Source organism: Neobacillus rhizophilus, assembly GCF_018343535.1.
Taxonomy (GTDB): Bacteria; Bacillota; Bacilli; order Bacillales; family Cytobacillaceae; genus Neobacillus; species Neobacillus rhizophilus.
The window spans coordinates 165,344-186,721 of the sequence record NZ_JAGYPF010000006.1 but is presented as its reverse complement, the minus strand read 5'-3'; the positions used below and the strand labels follow the sequence as shown (position 1 = coordinate 186,721).

Annotated in this window: 17 protein-coding genes; 16 read left to right on the top strand and 1 reads right to left on the bottom strand. The window is 43.6% G+C overall.

The window, feature by feature from the left end:
• The first annotated feature begins 18 nt into the window (after positions 1-18).
• The 4 genes from KHA99_RS28165 (at position 19) to KHA99_RS28150 (ending at position 5,656) form a co-directional block, all read left to right on the top strand.
• The gene (locus KHA99_RS28165; protein WP_213120830.1) at positions 19-822 is read left to right on the top strand and encodes a dimethylarginine dimethylaminohydrolase family protein; all 804 of its coding nucleotides are present in this window, start codon (positions 19-21) and stop codon (positions 820-822) included.
• 28 nt (positions 823-850) lie between these two features.
• A complete protein-coding gene (locus KHA99_RS28160) occupies positions 851-2,470 on the top strand; it encodes a M20/M25/M40 family metallo-hydrolase (RefSeq protein ID WP_213120829.1) in 1,620 nt (539 codons plus the stop codon).
• 102 nt (positions 2,471-2,572) lie between these two features.
• On the top strand, positions 2,573-3,982 hold the full coding sequence (locus KHA99_RS28155; RefSeq protein WP_213120828.1) for an amino acid permease: 1,410 nt from the start codon (positions 2,573-2,575) through the stop codon (positions 3,980-3,982).
• 291 nt (positions 3,983-4,273) lie between these two features.
• Positions 4,274-5,656, top strand: coding sequence for an L-cystine transporter (locus KHA99_RS28150; protein ID WP_213120827.1), 1,383 nt, complete (start codon positions 4,274-4,276; stop codon positions 5,654-5,656).
• Positions 5,657-5,783: 127 nt separating this feature from the next.
• On the opposite strand, the gene KHA99_RS28145 is transcribed toward KHA99_RS28150, so the two are convergent.
• On the bottom strand, positions 5,784-6,941 hold the full coding sequence (locus tag KHA99_RS28145) for a M20 metallopeptidase family protein (RefSeq protein WP_213120826.1): 1,158 nt from the start codon (positions 6,939-6,941) through the stop codon (positions 5,784-5,786).
• Positions 6,942-7,283: 342 nt separating this feature from the next.
• On the opposite strand from KHA99_RS28145, the gene KHA99_RS28140 reads away from it, so the two are divergent.
• The 12 genes from KHA99_RS28140 to KHA99_RS28090 all read left to right on the top strand — a co-directional run bounded on the left by KHA99_RS28140 (position 7,284) and on the right by KHA99_RS28090 (position 21,364).
• Positions 7,284-8,576 (top strand): ATP-binding protein, encoded by a 1,293-nt coding sequence (locus tag KHA99_RS28140; RefSeq protein ID WP_213120825.1) that lies wholly within the window; start codon positions 7,284-7,286, stop codon positions 8,574-8,576.
• Positions 8,577-8,768: 192 nt separating this feature from the next.
• A complete protein-coding gene (locus tag KHA99_RS28135; RefSeq protein ID WP_213120824.1) occupies positions 8,769-10,001 on the top strand; it encodes a Zn-dependent hydrolase in 1,233 nt (410 codons plus the stop codon).
• 147 nt (positions 10,002-10,148) lie between these two features.
• Positions 10,149-11,615, top strand: a complete 1,467-nt coding sequence (locus tag KHA99_RS28130) for a PstS family phosphate ABC transporter substrate-binding protein (protein WP_213120823.1) — start codon at positions 10,149-10,151, stop codon at positions 11,613-11,615.
• A gap of 198 nt (positions 11,616-11,813) precedes the next feature.
• Entirely contained in the window at positions 11,814-12,260 is a 447-nt protein-coding gene (locus tag KHA99_RS28125) for a hypothetical protein (RefSeq protein WP_213120822.1), read from the top strand.
• 1 nt (position 12,261) lies between these two features.
• Positions 12,262-12,927: a PspA/IM30 family protein gene (locus KHA99_RS28120; RefSeq protein ID WP_213120821.1), complete on the top strand. Its 666-nt coding sequence runs from the start codon at positions 12,262-12,264 to the stop codon at positions 12,925-12,927.
• Positions 12,928-13,111: 184 nt separating this feature from the next.
• Positions 13,112-13,786, top strand: coding sequence for a response regulator transcription factor (locus KHA99_RS28115; protein ID WP_213120820.1), 675 nt, complete (start codon positions 13,112-13,114; stop codon positions 13,784-13,786).
• Positions 13,776-15,197, top strand: coding sequence for a sensor histidine kinase (locus KHA99_RS28110; RefSeq protein WP_213120819.1), 1,422 nt, complete (start codon positions 13,776-13,778; stop codon positions 15,195-15,197). The genes KHA99_RS28115 and KHA99_RS28110 overlap by 11 nt, the downstream gene beginning before the upstream one ends.
• Before the next feature lie 111 nt (positions 15,198-15,308).
• On the top strand, positions 15,309-16,934 hold the full coding sequence (locus tag KHA99_RS28105) for an ATP-binding protein (protein WP_213120818.1): 1,626 nt from the start codon (positions 15,309-15,311) through the stop codon (positions 16,932-16,934).
• Positions 16,935-17,283: 349 nt separating this feature from the next.
• Positions 17,284-18,039, top strand: coding sequence for an NRDE family protein (locus tag KHA99_RS28100; RefSeq protein WP_213120817.1), 756 nt, complete (start codon positions 17,284-17,286; stop codon positions 18,037-18,039).
• A gap of 540 nt (positions 18,040-18,579) precedes the next feature.
• A complete protein-coding gene (gene ltrA, locus KHA99_RS28095; protein WP_249366706.1) occupies positions 18,580-19,494 on the top strand; it encodes a group II intron reverse transcriptase/maturase in 915 nt (304 codons plus the stop codon).
• 5 nt (positions 19,495-19,499) lie between these two features.
• Entirely contained in the window at positions 19,500-19,871 is a 372-nt protein-coding gene (locus KHA99_RS31085; protein WP_249366705.1) for a group II intron maturase-specific domain-containing protein, read from the top strand.
• Positions 19,872-20,152: 281 nt separating this feature from the next.
• Positions 20,153-21,364, top strand: a complete 1,212-nt coding sequence (locus KHA99_RS28090; protein WP_213120816.1) for a hypothetical protein — start codon at positions 20,153-20,155, stop codon at positions 21,362-21,364.
• The last annotated feature ends 14 nt before the right edge of the window (positions 21,365-21,378 follow it).

Below are 21,378 nucleotides of genomic sequence, written 5' to 3'. Positions count from 1 at the left end.
AAATTGGAGGATGAAAAAATGCTAAAAGAATCTGCGTTGAAATCAACAGAAGGAACAAAATTGTTCCATCATACAATTGTCAAAAGACCTGGAACAACTTACGTTAATGGCTTAACTACCTCAGACCTTGGCAAACCAATTTTGGAAAAGGCATTTGAGCAGCACGATGCTTATATTGAAGCACTTAAAAAGTGCGGTACTGAAGTAACTGTCCTGCCAAGCAATGATCAATTTCCGGACTCCACCTTTGTGGAAGATACAGCTGTTTTAACCCCGGAATTTGCGGTTATTTCCAATCCGGGGGCTGAGTCAAGAAACGGCGAAATCCAAGACATGGAGCCTGCCATCAAATCCTTCTACGATAAAATTTACTATATTAAAGCGCCTGGCACACTCGATGGCGGCGATATTTTACAAGCTGAAGATCATTTTTATATCGGTATTTCCGAGCGGACAAACCAGGAAGGTGCCGAGCAGCTGAAACAAATCTTAGAATCTGAAAACTATAAAGCTACCATTGTACCGCTTCAAAAGTTTTTCCATTTAAAAACCGGAATTGCTTATTTAGGAAATCAAACAATTGTGGCGGCTGGTGAATTTGTCGATCACCCTGATTTCAATTCTTACAAAAAAATTATTGTGCCACAGGAAGAAGAATATGCGGCAAATTGCATTCAGGTAAACGACTATGTGATCATCCCTGCAGGTTACCCGCAGACAAAACAAAAAATTGAGGAAGCCGGATATCAGACAATTGAAGTTGATACTTCGGAATTCCGAAAATTGGACGGCGGTTTGAGCTGCTTGTCGCTGAGATTTTAAAAATTGCGTGTGAAGGAGTTTGGGAGCGATGAGACAGCTTAAGTGGGGGACACCGAAGGCTTTGCGGGAGCTATTATGCGAAGTAGTAAGCTGGAAAAGTATGACATTGACGGAGGGAGAGCGTGAGTTTCCTTCCAAGGTGGCGGCGAAGCTTAAAGATTTGGCATATTTTCAAGAAAATCCAGAACACTTGGGTCTTCATAATGCCGATCTGGGCCGCCGTTTTGTAACCGCTTTATATAAACACCCGAGTGCCGCGGAAACGGTTGTATTGATTAGTCATTTTGATACGGTGAATACCGAAGAATATGGAGACCTTCAGGAGTATGCATACCGGCCAGAGGAATTAACGAAGCTTCTCCATTCCCGAATCGATGAATTGCCGGCGGAAGCCCGGGAAGATCTTTTATCAGGAGAGTACCTATTTGGCAGGGGCACGATGGATATGAAAATGGGTCTGGTCATGCATATGGGGCTGATTGAAAAAGCTTCGGTCGAGCAATGGCCGATTAATCTTTTGCTGCTGACGGTTCCGGATGAAGAAGTGAATTCTTCGGGAATGCGGGCAGCGGTTCCGAAATTATTGGAATTAAAGGAAAAGCATCAGCTTACCTTTAAGCTTTTCCTAAACGGTGAGCCGGTCTTTACCCAAGAGCCGGGTGACCGAAACTATTATGTGTACTCAGGTTCAATCGGCAAGATTATGCCGTCTGCCCTTTTTTACGGAAAAGAAACCCATGTAGGGGAACCGCTTAGCGGCATTACCGGACCGTATATTGCTTCATTTTTAACACAGAGGATGGAGTGGAATTTAAGCTTGCAGGAAAAGGTGATGGGAGAAAGAACGCCCCTTCCAGTAACACTGCAGCAAAAGGATTTACGGCTGGAGTACTCTGTTCAAACACCATACCGTTCAGCCGCTTTGTATAACGTATTTTTAATGCAGCGGAATGCGGAAGAAATTATGAATATGTTCGAGAAAGTCGCATTAGATGCAGCTAAATCATGTAACCAGGCCTATTCTGAGATTTGCAAAGCGCAGTCGGTTACTCCGGTAGGGCAGGTACGAGTGCTGCGCTATGACGAACTGGAAAAGCATGCGCTTCGAAAATTTGGTGCAGATTTTGTTGCGGGGATCAAAGCATCCGTTCATAAAAGGGAGGAGTGGGATGACCGTGAAAAATCTTTCCGTATTGCGGATGCCTTAATCATTGAGTGTCAGGAGCTTGCACCAGCGATCGTCCTCTTGTATGCACCGCCTTATTATCCTGCTGTAAACTCGTCGGAAAATGAATTGGTGAAAAAGTGCATTGCCTACGTGAAGGAACATGGTTTTGAAAAGTTCGGGCTTCCTGTCAATCAAGTCCACTATTTTAATGGAATCAGCGATTTAAGCTATGTCAATTACCAGGATGCCGGCGAAGGCTGGACCGTTTTTAAAGAAAATACACCGGCTTGGGGAACAACCTACAGCATCCCATTCGATGAAATGACCCAGCTCCATGCACCGGTTCTAAACGTCGGACCGTTCGGCAAAGATGCCCACAAACGAACCGAACGCCTTCACATCAAAAACGCCTTTGAAGAAGTGCCGGCACTCGTCGAAGGCATGGTCAAAATGCTGGTGGAGAAAGAGGTTCGCTGCTAGGAATTAATTAATGTTATTGGAACGGGTGTCAGGCACCGCGCGTGGACAAATGGGTGTTTTGTCCACGTGGGGTGGACACCGCTAAAAAAGGGGTGGGTAAAGATGGAACAAGAAGGTCAAAAGAACCAGTTAAGCAGGTCAATGAAACGGCGTCATTTGTTTATGCTTTCATTAGGTGGTGTAATTGGCACCGGGTTATTCTTAAATGCGGGCTACACGATTAACCAGGCAGGAGCAGGCGGGGCGTTAATAGGTTATTTATTTGGCGGCCTTATTTTGTATTTGGTAATGGTGTGCCTGGGAGAGCTTGCGGTCTATATGCCGGTTACAGGTTCCTTTCAAACATACGCCAGCAAATTTATTAATCCAGCAGCCGGTTTCTCGTTAGGCTGGATGTATTTCATTGGTTCCGCTACCACTGCGGGTGTGGAATTTACAGCTGCGGGTATCCTGATGCAGCGGTGGTTTCCGGGTGTTTCAGTGTGGATTTGGTGCGCCATTTTCATCGCCTTGTTATTTGTCCTTAATGCCTTGACCACAAGGGGCTTTGCTGAGGCCGAATACTGGTTTGCGGGTATTAAGGTTATAGCTGTTATTTTCTTTATCATTATTGGGGCAGCAGCTATTTTTGGCATTATTCCACTTGAAGACAGACCGGCACCATTTATGGAAAACCTCGCTCCCAAAGGGCTGTTTCCAGCAGGTCTGACAATTATTTTTGTCACCATGATGAATGTTATTTTTTCCTATCAAGGCTCAGAATTAATCGGCATTGCCGCCGGCGAAAGTGAAGAACCTCAGAAGAATATACCTCGTGCCATTCGAAATGTCCTTTTTAGAATTATTGTCTTTTATATCGCTTCTATTATTATCTTATCGGCTATTTTTCCAACGAAGGAACTTGGCCTGCTGGAAAGCCCGTTCGTTACGCTGATGGATATGGCGGGAATCCCATTTGCTCCTGATATTATGAACTTTGTTATTTTAACCGCAATTCTTTCGGTGGGGAACTCCTGTATTTATGCTTCCACCCGGTTGCTTTGGGCGATGGCGCATGACGGCATGGCACCAAAGTATTTCGGAAAATTATCCAAACGGAAAGTGCCGTTCGCAGCCCTTGTGTTTACGATGATTTTCTCGTTATTGTCGCTGCTTACAAGCGTGTTGGCGGCAGATACAGTGTTTGTGCTGCTCATGTCCATTGCCGGTATTTCTGTTACCATCTCGTGGATAGGGATCGCTCTGTCCCAGCTTATGTTCCGGCGCAAGTTCTTGCAAGCAGGCGGAAAATTGGAAGACCTGCAATTTAAGGTCCGCTACTATCCTCTAGTTCCGCTCGTTTGTATCATCTTCTGTGTATCGATATTAATATTCTTGGCCTTTGACCCAACTCAGCTGACCGGGCTCCTGATTGGACTAGGCTTCTTATTAATTTGCTATTTGTTCTATTACTTTAGAAATAAGAAGTTGGAGAAACTCAGCACAACGAATAACGAAATAAATCCACTTTAAGAAACATTGTTATTTAACTGACTTGCTTGGAAGCAGGTCAGTTTTTTCTTTAGCTAATAGGAAAGTATAAATTCAACTACGGCTCATGAACCGTCCTATCGAACTCGCTAATCGGCGAGTTTCCATTTAAAAAATTTATTTCATTAAGTTGTTTTTGTAATGGAATTTTAACATTCTTCTATACATATTTATTAATATCAAACGTTTGATGATGTAAAATCGGAATTCCGACTTGGCGCATTGGAATGTATTGTTTAGAGTTTCCCAAAAACTTAAATAGGGAGGACTAACATGAATACCATTCTAATCATTGTAAACATTGCTGTCCTGTTGTTGCTTATGTTCGGGTTGTTCCAGATGCAAAAGAAGCATATATCATTTTCGAAGCGTGTTTTCACGGCGCTTGGTTTAGGTATTATTTTTGGGATTATTCTTCATGCCATCTACGGTACGACATCTGAAGTGCTGGCCCGTTCCATTGAATGGTTTAATATTGCCGGAAACGGTTATGTCAAACTACTGCAAATGGTAGTAATGCCGTTGATCTTTGTCTCGATTGTCGGGGCGTTTACGAAGCTGAAATTATCCAAGAACATTGGCAAAATCAGTGTCCTTGTCATTGGTATCCTGCTCGGGACGACGGCGATTGCGGCAGCCATCGGAATTGGCTCTGCCCTGGGATTTAATTTAGACGGCGCTCAGTTGACCCAGGGCGATGCAGAGAAGGCTCGTATTGCACAATTGGAGGAACGGGTTCCGACAGTGGAAAATATGACACTGCCGCAGCAAATCGTTGATTTCATCCCAAGTAATCCGTTTCAGGACCTTACAGGCGCCCGGGCAACTTCAACGATCGCGGTGGTCATCTTTGCCGCCTTTATCGGGATTGCCTATCTCGGGGTAAAACGAAAAGAACCGGATCATGCGGAATTCTTTTCAAAAATTATTGATACCATCTATTCAGTCGTTATGAGAGTGGTCACCTTGGTGCTCCGGCTGACACCATATGGGATTCTTGCGATTATCACGAGGGTGGCTGCAACAAGTGATTACGATGCGATTATGAAACTAGGGACGTTTGTGGTCGCCTCCTATGTAGCCCTTATCATTATGTTTATTGTGCATCTGTTGCTTTTAATGGCTGCGAAATTAAGCCCATATAACTATGTGAAAAAAGCACTGCCTACGTTAACCTTTGCGTTCACTTCACGAACGAGTGCGGGAACGCTCCCGATGACGATTAAAACCCAGTCGAAGGATTTGGGTGTATCTGAAGGGATTGCAAACTTTGCCGGCTCCTTCGGACTGACCATTGGGCAAAATGGCTGTGCCGGGATTTATCCAGCCATGCTGGCGGTCATGGTTGCACCGGCTGCCGGGGTCGATCCGACGAGTCTAAGCTTTATTCTGACTCTTATTCTTGTTGTGGCAATTAGTTCTTTTGGTGTTGCCGGTGTTGGCGGCGGTGCGACCTTCGCAGCCCTCATCGTGCTATCCGTGATGAACCTGCCAATCGCCATCGTCGGCCTGCTCATCTCCGTTGAGCCGCTTATCGACATGGGCCGAACCGCCCTAAACGTCAGCGGTGCCATGACAGCTGGAGTCCTCACCAGCAGAGCAACAGGCGAATTCGATAACGACACCTACAAACAGCCGGACATCGTGGAAGCATAAGCACGGGTGTCAGGCACCGCACGTGGACATTTGTCCGCCTCTGGTGGACACCAAATATAAAAAGCCGAGCCCCAAATGTTACGGTTGGGGTTCGGCTTCTTTTTTTTCCTTATTAAACCTCTCTAATTTATGCTTGCAGCGCCAGTTGGATCATGAGTTCGATAGCGGTTGGGATGGCGTCTTCGTCAATATCGAATTTCGGGTGGTGGTGCGGATACTGGCTTTTTTCACTTTGCATCCCGACATTGATGAAGGCCCCGACCTTTTCTTTTAGGTAATAGGAGAAATCCTCGGCTCCTAATACAGGATCTATTGGCAAGAAGGCATCTGCTCCGAAGGTATTTTCAATGACACCGCGAGCAAATTCACATGCCTCCGGGTGATTGTACAACGGAGGGGTTCCCTCGATAAATTGATAATGTCCTTTAGCCCCAAAGCTTGCGCAGATGGACTCTGTCAACTGGGCCGTTTTCTCATGCATGAGCTCGGCTGCCTCAAAGGTCAACGCCCGGATTGTCCCCTTCAACGTCACCTCGTGAGGAATGACATTGTAGGAATTTCCTGCCTGCATCCCACCAAATGAAATAACGCCTGCATGCAATGGATGCAAATTCCGGCTGACAACGGATTGGAAAGCCTGAATTAAGTGGCTGGCAATATAAATCGGGTCGACCGTATCATGCGGATAGCCGCCATGACCGCCTTTACCTTCAATTTTAATATCAAAATCATTACAGGAAGCCATCGCATAGCCAGTGGCAAAGCCAACTTTGCCCATAGGCATGCGCGAAATCAGATGGATTCCATAAATCGCGTCAATCCCGTCCAGCACTCCTTCTTTCACAAGCTTTTGGGCGCCGCTTGGGGAGGCTTCCTCTGAGCTTTGAAAAATCAAGCGGATATTATTTTTTACCAAATCAGGATTGTTGCTCATCCATTTTGCCGCCGCCAGCAAAATCGCCGTATGGCCGTCATGGCCGCAGCCGTGCATGACGCCAGGAACCTTGGAAATATAAGGCTTGTCCCCTTCCTCCTGGAGTGGCAGGGCATCCATATCGGCTCTTAGGGCAATCGTCTTGTTGCCTTCTATTCCTTTAAAAAAAGCCACCACGCTAGGGCCTGAAAATCTGTCATCCAAAGGGATGCCGAATTCCGCCAATTTTTCTTTTACATATGCGGAGGTATTGTATTCCTGCCCGGACAGCTCCGGATTCATATGAAAATGTCGGCGCTGCTCGATGGCCCAAGCCTTTAACTCTGAATCTACATTTTTTGTCGGTAACATGATGTAACTCCTTCGATTCTATGTGTATTTTTATGCAATCAATTTTAAGATATATTCAACTGTATTACAAGAATCAAATACTGGATGGAAAAAAATACTGTCATGACGCGGTTGTCCAGGAATTAATAGATAGTTCCCAAGGACCTAAACCGGAAAAGAAATCCACTAGACTAATAACCTAATTAAGAGCTATAGTAATTGTAATATTTTTAAAGAAAACTCGCCGATTGGCGAGCCCCTTAGGGCGAAGACAGAGGAGTAGTTGCACTTATGCGTTAAGAAAGTATAAAGCTTTCGACAGAAAGTTTATACTTTCTTATTAGCTGAAAAAAGGAGAACCGGATGAAAAACAATAAAGTACTTTTTAATGCAGGGGAAATGGACCGCACAGAATTACCTTTCTATTACGATTATGGAAAAATTATTTCCGCCATTCAAATGCATCTTCATGATGAAGTGGGCGTGGACTTCAACATGTATTCCGATGAAGACACCTCCAATGAAATTTGGGAAATTCTCGAGGAAGATTTGAAGGTGGAATCACCTGAGGTACGGCTTTTAAGTTATATTTACAAGGAAGGCGAGACCCGGACGATTTCCTCCAACCATACTGACAAAGCCCTGGAGTTTATCATCAAGCCGCGGATTGCGAATGGTCTTTACTACTATCCAGCCTATCGGGTTGCCTTATCCCGGGTGCTAACCTTTCAAAGCGACGGCGAGCTCCACCGCGATCTTATTTTTGCTGAAAATGACGCTTGCTTGGTTTCCTTTCTGCAATATGTTCTTAAAAGAAAGCGCGATTATATTAAAAACTACGTGACTGTCTATACGGATACAGAAGATGGTGTAGAGACGGACATCGAAAGCATTAATAGTTTGGTAAGAAGAGAGGACGTTTTCCTTGAAGAACCATTGAAAAAGGAAATCTTCCGGTCGATTGACGAATTCTTCTCAGATAGCGGTGAGTTTTTCAAGACGTATGATATCCCGTACAAGCGGGGGATTCTTTTATATGGCAGTCCTGGGAATGGCAAAACAACACTAGTAAAATCAATTGCCAGCAGCATCAATGCTCCGGTGGCTTATTGGCAGATTACCGAATATACCTCGAGCTATACGATTAAAGAAGTGTTCGGTTCTGTTTTGAAGCTGGCGCCAATGGTACTGGTGATTGAGGATATTGACTCAATGCCGTCCGGAGTCCGCTCGGTATTCTTGAATACGCTCGATGGAGCTACCTCTAAAGAGGGTGTTTTTTTAATCGGTACGACGAATTATCCGGAAAAAATTGACCCGGCACTAATGAACCGCTCCGGCCGGTTTGACCGCGCTTATGAAATCAAACTGCCGACAAAAGAGCTTCGCTATCAATATCTAATGGCTAAAAAGCTTGACCGAATCTTATCAGAGGCAGAAATAAGGGAGGTCGTCGAGGCATCGAAGGAATTTTCCTATGCACAGTTGAACGAACTGTACGTCTCCATTACACTTCAATGGCATTACGAGCAGCAGGTCGACATCATCCGCCTCTGTGCCGATTTAAAATCCATCCAGCAAAAACAGAAAAAACAATCGTGGGACGACAGCGATTCGACTGCTTCGGTGGGATTTATCGGATTCCATGAAGAATAATTTTTAAAGCGGATAGCCTTAATTGGTTATCCGTTTTTATTTATCAAACTGTCTAGTGAAATCTTGTTTAGCTGGACTATAATTAAAATAACTGAATATTCCTGTAATGTTTAAGGAGCATTTTTCAAACAAAAGCATTTCTTCTCCAAGAGATTTTTAAAAACGATATCAATCTATAAGGGGAGTGTTTAAATGCAAAAACAAAAGCTGTTGATTAATGGAGAAAGACTTAAAGAAGAATTGGAACGTTTTGCTCAGTTTGGCCGAACGGAAAACAATGGTGTCACCCGTCTTTCTTTATCGGAAGAGGACCGTAGGGCAAGAGGTTATTTCCGCAAATGCTGCGAGGACTTAGGGATGACAGTCAAGGTTGACGACATGGGCTGCATGTACGCGACACTGGCCGGAACGGAAAATAAGCCTCCTATCCTGATTGGCTCCCATTTAGACTCCGTTAAAAAGGGCGGCCGGTTTGACGGTGTTTTGGGTGTCTTGACGGGACTGGAGGTCGTGCGGACACTCGTCGATCATAAAATCCAACCTAAATACCCGATTACAATCGTAAACTTCACAAACGAAGAGGGAGCAAGATTCGAGCCTTCGCTGATGGCTTCTGGTGTGCTCGCCGGCAAATTTGACAAAGCCGTCATGCTGCAAAAGAAAGATTCAGAGGGTATAACCTTTGAGGAGGCCCTTAAGGCAATTGGATACGAAGGCAGTGAAGAAAATCGTCTCAAAGAAGCAACAGCCTTTTTGGAAATGCACATCGAACAGGGCCCGATCCTCGAAAAAGAAGGCCTTACAATTGGTGTCGTCGAATGCGTCGTTGGCATGGCCTGCTTTGAAATAGAGGTAACCGGCGAATCGGACCATGCCGGAACAACCCCAATGCCCATGCGCAAGGATGCCCTGTTTGCCACCAATAACCTAATTAATGAAATCCGCAAAAGGTTAAGCGTATTGGACTCCGAACTAGTTTTCACCATCGGCAGGGTAAACGTGTATCCGAGCATTCATACCGTCATCCCGAACAAAGTTGTCTTTACGCTCGAAGCACGCCATAAAGACATGGAAATCGTCAATACTTTTAAGGATTTTGTTCAAGGTCTGCCGCATCAAGGCCTTAACGAAGGCTGCGAAATTGAGGTGAAAAAACTTTGGGAGCGCGACACGGTCTGGTTTGCGCCTGAACTGTGCGTTTCTTTAGAACAATCCGCCCAATCACTTGGGTATTCTAGCAAACGAATGGTCAGCGGCGCTGGGCATGATGCCCAGTTTATTGCAAGCTACGTCCCAACAGCCATGCTGTTTGTTCCAAGCATCAATGGGAAAAGCCATTGCGAGGAAGAACTGACTACCTGGGAAGACTGTGAAAAAGGGGTCAATGTCGTATTGGATACGGTTCTGAAGCTGTTAAAAAAGTAAAATAGGAATGAGGAACAGACTCTTCCGTAAGTGGTGGAGTCTGTTTTAATGTTAATTTTAGGAAAAACTATATTGCTAAACGGATCAACAGAGTGTAAAATTACACTAAAATATATTGAGAGTTCTATTTATAAAGGGGGGCTGAAAATGGGGAAAAAACTGCTTTTCTTCATTTTGTATTTTGGTGTAGTGCCACTAGTGATTTCTTTCTTAGCACTTCCGTTAATGGGGAAATTTGAAATGCTTATGGAAACCCTGCTGTCTGTTCTGATTGCGGGCGGTGGTCTGGCAGGATTTTTTGTTAGCAAGAAACTGCTAAGTTCGTGTCAATTAAAAGGGTATATAGCTCTAATCCCGCTCCCACTTACCTATACTGCAGTTTTATGGGCCGTTTTTATGCTGATTAACGGAGGATTTTACGGAGCGGATTCATGGTTATTCTATTGCATCTTTCATATCGCCTATGCGCCGATTTACTTTGTCGCTATGTTTGGCGGTGAAGGAAGGCTGTTTTTATGGGCGCCTCTTGCTTATGAACTTTCATTTGCTATTGGAGTAGTTATAGCAGCGGCTTCTCGGAAGGTACAATTCGCTTCCGTTTTCAACATGAGGAAGCAGTTATTATCCATATTGGCAGTTTTCCTTTTTGCAATAGGAACTGGTTCAGCTGTTCATTGGTATCGCAGCCAAACTGTTTTGCCATCCTACGGCTTTAAATATGCTGGCGGCTATTCAAGTACGGACTTAACTCCTTACGATGTGACAAATCCAAATAACAAATTACCGAAGCTTAACACAAAATCAACTTTTATCATAACGAACCCAATGGAAATGCCCGTGCTGGATGGTGCAGAAGCGGCTTTTCCGGTTTATTCTGCCTTTGCTAACGCTACATACGAAAATATTCATCAGTTAATGGGAAATGGCCAGGAAATCGTCAGTTTTATGAATACGATATATGCCTATGAACGGCTGCTATCAGGGGAAGTGGATATATATTTTGGAGCAGAGCCTTCAAAAGAACAGCGGGAAATGGCGAAGAAGGCTGGAAAAGAGCTGGTGATGACCCCGATCGGCAAGGAAGCGTTTGTCTTCTTCGTCAATCCGAAAAATGAGGTAGATAGTTTAAAGGTTTCTGAAATTAAAGGAATCTACTCGGGAGAGATCAAAAACTGGTCCAAGCTTGGAGGAGACTCCGAGAAAATCATCGCTTTCCAGCGCCCGAAAAATTCCGGCAGCCAAACCCTTTTGGAAAAAATAATGGGCGAAACAAAAATTATGAAGCCGCTAAAGGAAGATGTTCCTGAAGGAATGGGCGGGATTATCGAACAAGTGGCCGACTATCGGAACTATCAAAATGCAGTCGGATTCTCATTCCGCTTTTTTGCCACCGGAATGAAAGAAAATCCGGACATCAAACTGTTGGCAATAAACGGGATAGAACCAAGCTCAGAAAACATCGCAAGCGGCAAATATCCATTCACCGCAACACTTTATGCTATCACACTCAAGGACAATCCAAACCCAAACATCCAGCCATTCCTCGACTGGATGCAAGGGCCTCAAGGCCAGGATCTAGTTGAAAAGGTAGGGTATATTAAACTGACTCAATGATAGTGTCAGGCACCGACCATGGACTTTTATATTAGTTAATAATAGTAGAAAACCAAGATATTCGTTATGGCTCCTCCGTTTTTTGCGGGGGAGTCATATTTTTTTGATAAAAATTTATAGCATGTCCATTCTTTCACCAAGTTTTCACCAAACTCTTATACACTTCAATCATCAAGAACGAAAGGAGGCAAGAGTTTGATGAATACGAAAGTGAAAAAAGGAGTTTTATGGGGTGTGATCATTGCTGCAATGGTGTTTGTGGTAAATGTCCTCCATTATCTGTTTGGAGGAGCCAGCGCCATGGCCCGCGGTCCACATGGGCCAGGAATGGGACAAGGAGGGCCAGGCGGCCGTGGCGGCATGGCCGGAATGAACCCGCAAGGCGGTTTCAGACATGGACATTTCATGAACGGGCCTCATCACGGTGGCGGCTTCCACTGGCTTGGCACCCTATTATTCATTGCGATCGTACTAGCGGCCGTTTACTTCTTAGTGAAGTGGCTAAGAAAACGGGCTAAGGCTTCTTCGATGCAGCAGTTTATAGATACATCTTTAATAAGTTCACATAAACCTTTAATCAACCAAAATGCAAACCTTTTAGACCAATGGGAAAAAAATCTTACTATTAAAAAGGAGAATCAGTAAAATGGGTATTTTTAAAAGAATTAAAACAATCGCGAAGGCAGATATCAATGGTTTGTTAGATAGCCTTGAGGATCCAATTGCCATGTTAAACGAATATTCAAGAGAAATCGAACAAGAATTGGTTAAAGCCCAAAAAGCTCTGTCCCGGCAATTTTTTGCGGAAAATAAACTTGCGGCTCTCATTCTCGACACGAAGGCATTAGTTGAAAAAAGAACCCGCCAAGCGAAGCTTGCGATCGAGCAAGGCGAGGAAACGATGGCGAAATTGGCCGTGCAGGAAAAACTAACCCAAGAAAAGCAGCTAAACCTGTATGAGCAGCAATATGAAGCCATGAAAGGCCAGACTGAAGTTCTGAACGGAAAAATTCAGGAGCTGCAACAGTTCTATCACGACCTTCAGCAAAAGAAGCTTGTGCTGGCATCCCGTGCGAATGTAGCTCTGTCTATGAAACAAATTCAAAAAGCAACGGTATCCTTCCAAACCGACACAATTGCAAGAGGAATTGCCCGCGCTGAAGATAAGATTCTCTTAATGGAAGCAGAAGTACAAGTGCAAGCCGGCAGCCAATTTGCCTTGCCAGTAACTCAGTTCAATAGCTTTGTTAACGAGGATGAACTGAATAAAGAAATTGAAAAACTCAAAACGGAAAAAGAACTTCTTGTATAGTACAGGCAGGAAAGAAGTACCTTCGGCTAGGCAGTCCGGGTGCTTCTTTTTTATGTGTCATTGCTGAAACCTATTGCCCAATTTTAAGTAAAAGTTAAGCTTCCAGTAGTAGATTCAGGCTGTAACGGACATCTGTCCAACAGAATTGGATGCCTATTTAACGCGAAAGGGGCTCTTATTACCAATGAAGATTTTATTAGCCGAAGATGATTTTAATCTAGGAGAACTGGTTGTCTATATGTTAGAAAAAAAGGCCAGCGCCAAAGTCGAGTGGGTCCAGGAAGGGGAGGATGCTTTTTATTATGCTTCCTCCTGCCACTACGATGTGTTAATTCTCGATTGGATGATGCCAAACGGAGACGGAGTCGATGTCTGCCGCCGTCTTCGCAAACAAGGCTATCCGGGCGCCATTTTGATGTTAACGGCAAAAGATTCTGTTCAGGATCGGATTGATGGCCTGGATTCAGGCGCCGATGATTATTTGGTGAAGCCGTTTGAAATTGATGAGCTTTTAGCCCGGCTGCGTGCCCTTTCTCGTCGCAACTATGCGCCAATACTGGAAGAGGAAACCCGGATTCAAGATTTGGTCCTGAACCGAAACAGTCATACCGTCCGCTCACAGGACGGTGAAATTCAGCTCAGCCCCCGTGAATTCCAGCTTTTGGATCTACTAGTGCAAAACAAGGGACAGGTCCTGCCACGTGAAGTCATTTTGGAACGAATTTGGGGCTATGATGCGAATGTCGCCCCAAAAACGATTGATGCCACTGTGAAGTTAATCCGCAAGAAGCTTGTCCCAATTGGCAAACAGGAGCTGCTGCAAAGCGTAAGAGGGGTAGGTTATAAGCTTGTACACTAATTTCCTTTTATTTATCCGCCTTTTTACCAACCGAAACGAGAAGAATGTTTTTAAAAAAACACAAGGGCAATTGGCACGGATTTATAGCGGGCTGTTGATTCTATTTCTTGCCATCTTTATTGTCATCGTGTTTTCCGTTCTTTATCTCGTCATATTAAAAACGCAGGAACGAGACCTGCAAACATTGGTGAAGCAGGAAGCTGCTTATATAGAAAATTATTTATGGGAGAACGGAAAAAACAGTCTCCAGGGAATTCAAAATCAAGAAATTGTTTTTGCCGGTGCCGGGCAATCCTTTTATTATGTGGTTGACTCAAAAGGAGACCTCATCATGGGAAATGAAACGGATTACCGGCTTCACCCTGACTTGCTTCGAATGGTGAGCGGTAAGTTTCAAAAGACGGCCGAGATTCGTAATGTAAAACTGCATGTGGAAGGCAATCCAAGGGGAAGGGGAAAACCGGGTGAATTCCGGCCTTCGCAGGAGCCCCAGGATGTTCGTCTTCTGACTGCAAGCCGGCCTATTTATGTGAAAGGTCAGCTTGTAGGCCAGCTTTATATAGGAAAAGACATTTCATTTGCCTATCAGATGTTCTACTTGCTGCTGATTGTGTTTGCTGTCTTAGGGTTTGTTTTTATCGGAGTAGCCCTCTTCATCAGCTCGAATATGTCAAAAAAAGCCATGGTTCCCATCAGCCAAGCCTTTACAAGGCAGCAGGAGTTTACCGCGGATGCCTCTCACGAGCTGCGGACTCCTTTAAGCGTCCTGCTTTCTTCGATTGATGCCATGGAAATGACCATAGAACCACAAAGGGAGGCTTTTCTGGACAGGATCCTCGCGAACATGAGGCAGGAAGTCAAGCGGATGAATCATTTGGTCAGTGACCTGTTAACATTGGCCCGTTCGGACTCGAATGCGATTGAATTGCGGGCAGAGCAATTTGACTTCCGGCCGCTTGCTGATAAAGCCATCGAATCTGTTGGAGCCCTTGCAGCTTCCAAACAAATCATTCTTACGCTGAATGCGCCGGAAACCTTGAAAAGCATCGGCGACCCGCACAGACTTTCACAGCTTTTATATATACTATTGGACAACGCCATTAAATACACCCCAAACGGCGGGAAAGTCCATCTCCGTCTTGAAAAAGACGGGCAGGGGATGCGAATGAACGTCGAGGACACCGGGATAGGAATTAAAAAGGAAGATATCCCCTATATTTTTGAGCGCTTTTACCGGGCTGATAAATCAAGGACTCGGCAAATAGGAGGGCATGGCTTGGGACTTTCGATAGCCAAATGGATTGTGGAAACACACAGCGGGAGCATAAAAGTCGACAGCGAACTGGGAAAAGGCAGCCGCTTTATCATTCAGATTCCTCAAGATTCCTCAAGTATTAATTTGGAAGAATAATGGATGTGGAGATTCTTCATTTTTTTGGAAAATTCCACCTAAAGGTAACTATTCCAATGAAAGACAGTCTGGTTTATGATATGAATATACTAGTTTTTAGGTGGGAGTCCGTTGATTCTATTAGATTACATTGTTAATCTGTCACTGTTTTCTGTCCTTATATGTATCCCTTTGGTGCTTCGATCTTTTAATATCATGAAACAGATGAAGCATACAACTATACTATATGGTCTTTATGCGGGAATTGTAGCGGCCATTCTTGTTGCAATTTCAATCCATCAGCATGGCTACGTTTACGATATCCGCTATGCTGCTGTAATTATCAGTTTTGCTTATCTGGGGCCGGTCGGCGGATTGGTTACGGCCGTTTTTTCATTAACTGCAAGACTGATGGCTGGAGGGCAGTGGGTTACACCTGTCATTGGCTGGCTTATCATTATGGCAGGTTTTTGCATCAGCCATTTGTTTATAGCCCGCTTTTCTGCAGTGAAAAAAAGCGCTATATTATTTGTCATTTATGCTGTTGTTTATTTCATAGATGTACCAATCCTATTTAATATTTTTCGAGATAAGCCCTTGTTTCATCTTCAATATGTTCTGTTCGTGATGCTCGGGGTCATTTCGGGCGTGATCCTGATTGAATCCTATCTGAAGCTTTATCGATTAAATAAAAGATTGGCAGAAACGTATAAGATGATTGAAGAAAGCGAAGCAAAGTATCGGCTGATTGCCGAAAATACATCGGACCTAATCAAAGTAATGTGGAAGGATCACTCGATTACTTATTTTTCCCCGTCACATGAGCTGGTCCTGGGATATCAGCTTTCAGAATTGGAAGGGAAAGAACTATGCCAATTCATTCACCCTGATGATGTTGGATTTTTTAGAAAAACCGTCCAAAGGCTGTTTGAAAAAGAAGAAGCACAGTCAATGGAGGTCCGATTCCTTCACAAGGACGGCCGCTGGATTGAGTTTGAATCCCGCTGTATGCCTGTTAGAGGAAAATATAATATAATTGAGCACCTTGTCATTGTCAGCAGGGATATTTCAGAACGGAAAAAGGCCGAAGAGATTCTCTTGCAATCCGAGAAGCTTTCTATTGTTGGAGAGCTGGCTGCAGGGGTAGCCCACGAAATACGGAATCCCCTTACGACCATTAAGGGCTTTGTTCAGCTTTATAAGGCTGGTAACAATAACCTTGAATATAGTGATTTGCTGCTGGGGGAACTTGAACGAATTGAAACGATTACAAGTGAGATGCTTTCGTTAGGTAAACCACAGGCGGTTAAACTCACCCAGGCGGATTTACGGGAATTAATTGAAAATACGATTGAATTTCTATCTCCTCAGGCTCTTATGAACGGTATTCAAATGAACACTTTGTTCGAGGAATCACCATTCCCGATTATTTGTGAGAAAAATCAATTGAAGCAGGTATTCCTGAACATTTTAAAAAACGCCATGGAGGCGATGCCCCAGGGCGGCAATATCGAGATTTATCTCCGTAAAGGGGATGACGACGAATGTATTGTCCAAATCAGGGACCATGGCTTCGGGATCCCGGAAGAGCTTTTGCCGCGGTTAGGTGAACCGTTTTATAGTTTAAAAGAAAAAGGAACCGGACTGGGTGTCATGATTTGCCACAAGATCATCAAGCAGCATAAAGGAAGTATTTCGTACTCAAGCAAACAAAACGAAGGAACATTAGTAGAAATTAAACTGTCGCTGGCAGAATGATTGTTATAAGGGACTGTCTATTCAGAGAGTCTCTTTTTTGTTGGGAAAACTAATTAAACGTTTGATTGAAACGCTGGAATTCTTGGCACATAAGGGCTGGGGGAACTAATTAAATGTTTGATTGGATTTTTTTGGTCGAACGGAAAAATTAATTAAACGTTTGTATAGATTTAAGAAATGAGAGGAAAAAACTAACCAAACGTTTGATTGAATCGCTGGAATACTTGATACATAAGGTTTTGCGAAACTAAACAAACGTTTGATTGAGTTTTATCAAGAGTATGGTGGATAAGGTGATAAACCGTTAAAATAGGAGAAGGGAAATTCTTCAAAAAGGCTGTGATGATTCGTGTGTTTAATTCTTTTTGCGTATAAAGTGCACCCTAAGCATCAGCTGATTGTGGCTGCCAATCGAGATGAGTTTTATAAAAGATCGACTGCCCCTGCCCATTTTTGGAAAGATGAGCCTGATATCCTTGCCGGCAGGGACCTGGAGAAAATGGGAACCTGGATGGGCATCACCCGGGGAGGGCGGTTTGCCGCATTGACCAACTATCGCAATCCAAAAGAGGTTGCCGAGGGAAAACGGTCAAGGGGGGAACTGGTGGCGGATGCCTTGAATTACAATGGGACCATTGAAAGCTATATGCAAAACCTGTCAGAAACAAAGGAGCAATACCCCGGCTACAACCTGCTGGCTGGAGATGCCGAGGGGCTTTATTATTATTCTAACATTGGACAAGAGCTTCAAAAGCTTGAGCCGGGCATTTATGGGGTCAGTAACCATCTTCTTAATACCGAGTGGCCAAAGGTGATAATGGGGAGGGCAGGCCTGGCAAACATCGTAACTGAAGACCCGAAGGATCTCGAGGAGCAGCTTATGACTCTTCTCAATAATGCTGATCCTGCACCGGATGAACGACTGCCGAATACGGGCGTGTCATTAGAGATGGAAAGAATGCTTTCACCAATGTTTATTAAAAGTGGGAATTACGGGACAAGAAGTTCGACGGTTATGCTTTTGTCTAATAATGAAATAAAATATATAGAACGAGTTTTTTCAACCGAAGGTACCAATGATCAAAAATATATCATCTCCTATTAATACAGCGGATCATGCATCTGCTGTATTTTTTATGTGCGCCCGGCATGGGCGATAACTTGGTGGTGAAAGTCCACTACAGGCTTGGCAGTAGGAACTGTTAGCCAATAGCAAGGGTGTCCACCGTGAGGTGGAATCTGAAGGAAGCTGGAGGCAAATTCTCGAACTGACGAACAGAAACTATATACAAGGCTGAATTGGGGCGGATGAATCTGCATAGCAAGATAAAGTCCAATACTGCCCGAGTCCCATACAGTAAATATAGCAGTTACATGAGAAGAAGGTTATCGCCCTTACCCGGGGAGGTCTCACGGACGAGCAAACTCGCTCGGTTGAAACAAGATTTATCGTGAGAAGTCAGCAGAGGTCATAGTAGTTTCCTATGGAAATGAAGGACTGAACAATCTTAAATCTTGGGAAACAAGGAGGTGTAGGCACCCCGCCTAATCGCGGAAAACATCGCGGTATACACCAAAAGATGGCTACCTATGATGAAATAGGTTGGAAACCGAATGATTCATAGGAGTGCGTAGGGATGCCAACATGGGTATGAAAGAACAAGATGGTATCAAATTGATCAACAAAGTTATCGCAAACGAGAATCTTTGGAATGCATATGAAAAAGTGAGAAGTAACAAAGGCGCTCCCGGGATTGATGGAATTACCGTATATCAATTGAAATCACATATGGAAAAATACTTTCAACCTCTTAAACAGAAACTTATGGAGGGGACTTACCAGCCCCAACCGGTCAAAAGGGTTGCAATTCCAAAACCAGATGGTTCCAAAAGATATCTGGGAATACCTTGTGTATTGGATAGAGTGGTACAGCAAGCCATTCTCCAAGTAATTGAACCAATCATAGACCCATACTTCTCTGAGAATAGCTTTGGTTTTCGTAAAGGCAGGAATGCTCACCAGGCAATCCAACTTGCCGAAAAGTATTATCAAGAAGGATACAGAGTAGTAGTGGACTGCGACTTGAAAAGTTATTTTGACACAATTCACCACCAAAGAGTTAGAGCGTATTTGGAGGAGTTCATTTCGGATAAAATTGTCCTTAAACTGATTTGGAAATTTCTTCGTTCAGGCATTCTCGACAAAGATATTTATATTGAAACCAAAGAAGGTGCACCGCAAGGTGGTCCATTATCGCCCATTTTAGCAAATGTATATCTAAACAAACTGGATAGAGAACTAGAAAAGAGAGGACACCGTTTTATTAGATATGCGGATGACTTCGTCATCTATGTCAAAAGTAAACGAGCGGGCGAAAGGGTAATGGCTAGTATCACTGGTTACATCGAAAATGACCTTGGTTTAATTATTAACCAAAGGAAAAGCAATATCTGTGGTGCAACCTCAGCTACATTCCTTGGATTCAACTTACATAATCTCTTGGGAAAGTCGGGTGCCGACCAAGCGAGTCGGCAAAACTACGATTTAAGGATAAATTAAGAAAGTTGACTAGTCGTAAACAGCCAGGAACTTTTGAGGAAATCATCAAAAAATTAAACCAAGTAACCACTGGATGGATTAACTACTATGGGATAACACGAATGAAGAGATTTATCATAAAAACCCAACAATGGTTAAATCACCGACTTAGGCAACTCATCTGGAAAAGATGGAAAAAGCCCAAGACTAGATACAGGATGCTTAGAAAATATGGAATCAACCATGAAGATGCAAGGAAACTAGCTAATTCCCGTAAGGGATATTGGCGAACATCAAGAAATGAAATCCTGCACCGAGCGATAACAAAAGAAAAACTCACAAAGTGGGGATTGAAAGATATCTCCCAACTTTATGAGTTACGATACTTAAAAGATTGAACCGCCGTATACGGAACCGTACGTACGGTGGTGTGAGAGGTCGGGGACTAAAATTCCCCTCCTACTCTATTGGTTTTAGATTTTTTAGAATAATTTTATAAAACTACTAAAATAACAATTTATTTGCGGATAATGGGGTAAATGTTTTGAAAACGTTTACCTGAAGAATGGAAAAATTATAAATTGACCGAAAAATAAAATTATATTATTATTCTTATAATAACAATAATTTAGCAACACGAAATATTAATATTCCATCTTAGAGAAAGTGAAGTGATTTTATGTCACAAATGCTAGCCTTAGTCATAGTAGTATTCATTTTATTAGTAGGAGACCTGGTTGCCGTACGGACAAAAGCATGGGTACCATCGATATTTGTCAGTGCAGTGTTATTCCTTACTGGTTATTGGACCTTTTTTCCAAAAGATATCGTAGCGATTTCCGGTGTACCGCCCGTTGTTGCCACGATGATGATGTATTTACTCATCACCAATATGGGCACATTGCTATCTCTTCAAGAATTGAAAAAGCAATGGAAAACGATTGTCATTGCCCTTTCTGGAATCCTTGGGATTATTGCCATGTTGATGACTGTGGGCAGCCTTATTTTCGGTTTTCAGACAGTCGTTGTGGCGATTCCTCCATTAGTCGGCGGGGTAGTTTCTGCGTTAATCATGTCTGAAGGGGCAAAGGAAGCAGGCCTCGCATCTTTATCCGTTTTTGCTATTGTTATCTATGTTGTTCAGGGATTTGCAGGTTATCCGATCACCTCAATCGTATTAAAGAAAGAGGGAAAAAGACTTTTGAAGCAGTACCGCAGTGGGGAAATTGCTGCAGTTAAGGAGCAGGTAACTGCGGCAACAGAGGTTGCCGCCGCTTCCGCCGTTGCCAAACCAGAGCTAAAGCTCTTTAAAAATTTACCCGATAAATACAACACCGATTTCTTTAAGTTTTTCAGACTTGCGTTGGTTGCTTATCTTGCCTATCTTGTTTCAACGTTAGCTGCACCGGTTGTTTCGATCAGTCCGTTTGTTCTATGTTTGCTGTTTGGGGTTATCGCCTCAAGTGCTGGCTTTTTGGAAAAACAGGTCTTGCAAAAAGCCAACGGTTTTGGTTTAGCCATTATGGCGCTGATGCTGTTTATATTTGACGGCTTAAAACAAGCGACACCAAGCATGATGATGGAAATTCTATTCCCATTGGTGGGAACCATCATTTTAGCCGTCATCGGTATGTATATCTTCTCATTTATCGCCGGCAAGATTTTGAAGGTGAGCAAAGATATGGCGTTTGCCGTTTCCCTGACTGCCTTATACGGATTTCCGGCTGACTATATCATTACCAATGAGGTAATCAAGTCGCTAACAGATGACGAGGAAGAACGAGAAATGCTGACAAGCCATATGCTGCCGCCAATGCTGGTGGGTGGTTTCATCACAGTGACCATCGTATCGGTCATTCTAGCCGGCATCTTTGTTGGATTCTTGAAATAATTGGAGGGAAAACA

What these genes read in the sequence shown, in the direction of transcription:
- KHA99_RS28165 (WP_213120830.1), top strand. Translation starts at nt 19, where the DNA reads ATGCTAAAAGAATCTGCGTTGAAATCAACAGAAGGAACAAAATTGTTC.
- KHA99_RS28160 (WP_213120829.1), top strand. Translation starts at nt 851, where the DNA reads ATGAGACAGCTTAAGTGGGGGACACCGAAGGCTTTGCGGGAGCTATTA.
- KHA99_RS28155 (WP_213120828.1), top strand. Translation starts at nt 2,573, where the DNA reads ATGGAACAAGAAGGTCAAAAGAACCAGTTAAGCAGGTCAATGAAACGG.
- KHA99_RS28150 (WP_213120827.1), top strand. Translation starts at nt 4,274, where the DNA reads ATGAATACCATTCTAATCATTGTAAACATTGCTGTCCTGTTGTTGCTT.
- KHA99_RS28145 (WP_213120826.1), bottom strand. Translation starts at nt 6,941, where the DNA reads ATGTTACCGACAAAAAATGTAGATTCAGAGTTAAAGGCTTGGGCCATC.
- KHA99_RS28140 (WP_213120825.1), top strand. Translation starts at nt 7,284, where the DNA reads ATGAAAAACAATAAAGTACTTTTTAATGCAGGGGAAATGGACCGCACA.
- KHA99_RS28135 (WP_213120824.1), top strand. Translation starts at nt 8,769, where the DNA reads ATGCAAAAACAAAAGCTGTTGATTAATGGAGAAAGACTTAAAGAAGAA.
- KHA99_RS28130 (WP_213120823.1), top strand. Translation starts at nt 10,149, where the DNA reads ATGGGGAAAAAACTGCTTTTCTTCATTTTGTATTTTGGTGTAGTGCCA.
- KHA99_RS28125 (WP_213120822.1), top strand. Translation starts at nt 11,814, where the DNA reads ATGAATACGAAAGTGAAAAAAGGAGTTTTATGGGGTGTGATCATTGCT.
- KHA99_RS28120 (WP_213120821.1), top strand. Translation starts at nt 12,262, where the DNA reads ATGGGTATTTTTAAAAGAATTAAAACAATCGCGAAGGCAGATATCAAT.
- KHA99_RS28115 (WP_213120820.1), top strand. Translation starts at nt 13,112, where the DNA reads ATGAAGATTTTATTAGCCGAAGATGATTTTAATCTAGGAGAACTGGTT.
- ltrA (WP_249366706.1), top strand. Translation starts at nt 18,580, where the DNA reads ATGGGTATGAAAGAACAAGATGGTATCAAATTGATCAACAAAGTTATC.
- KHA99_RS28090 (WP_213120816.1), top strand. Translation starts at nt 20,153, where the DNA reads ATGTCACAAATGCTAGCCTTAGTCATAGTAGTATTCATTTTATTAGTA.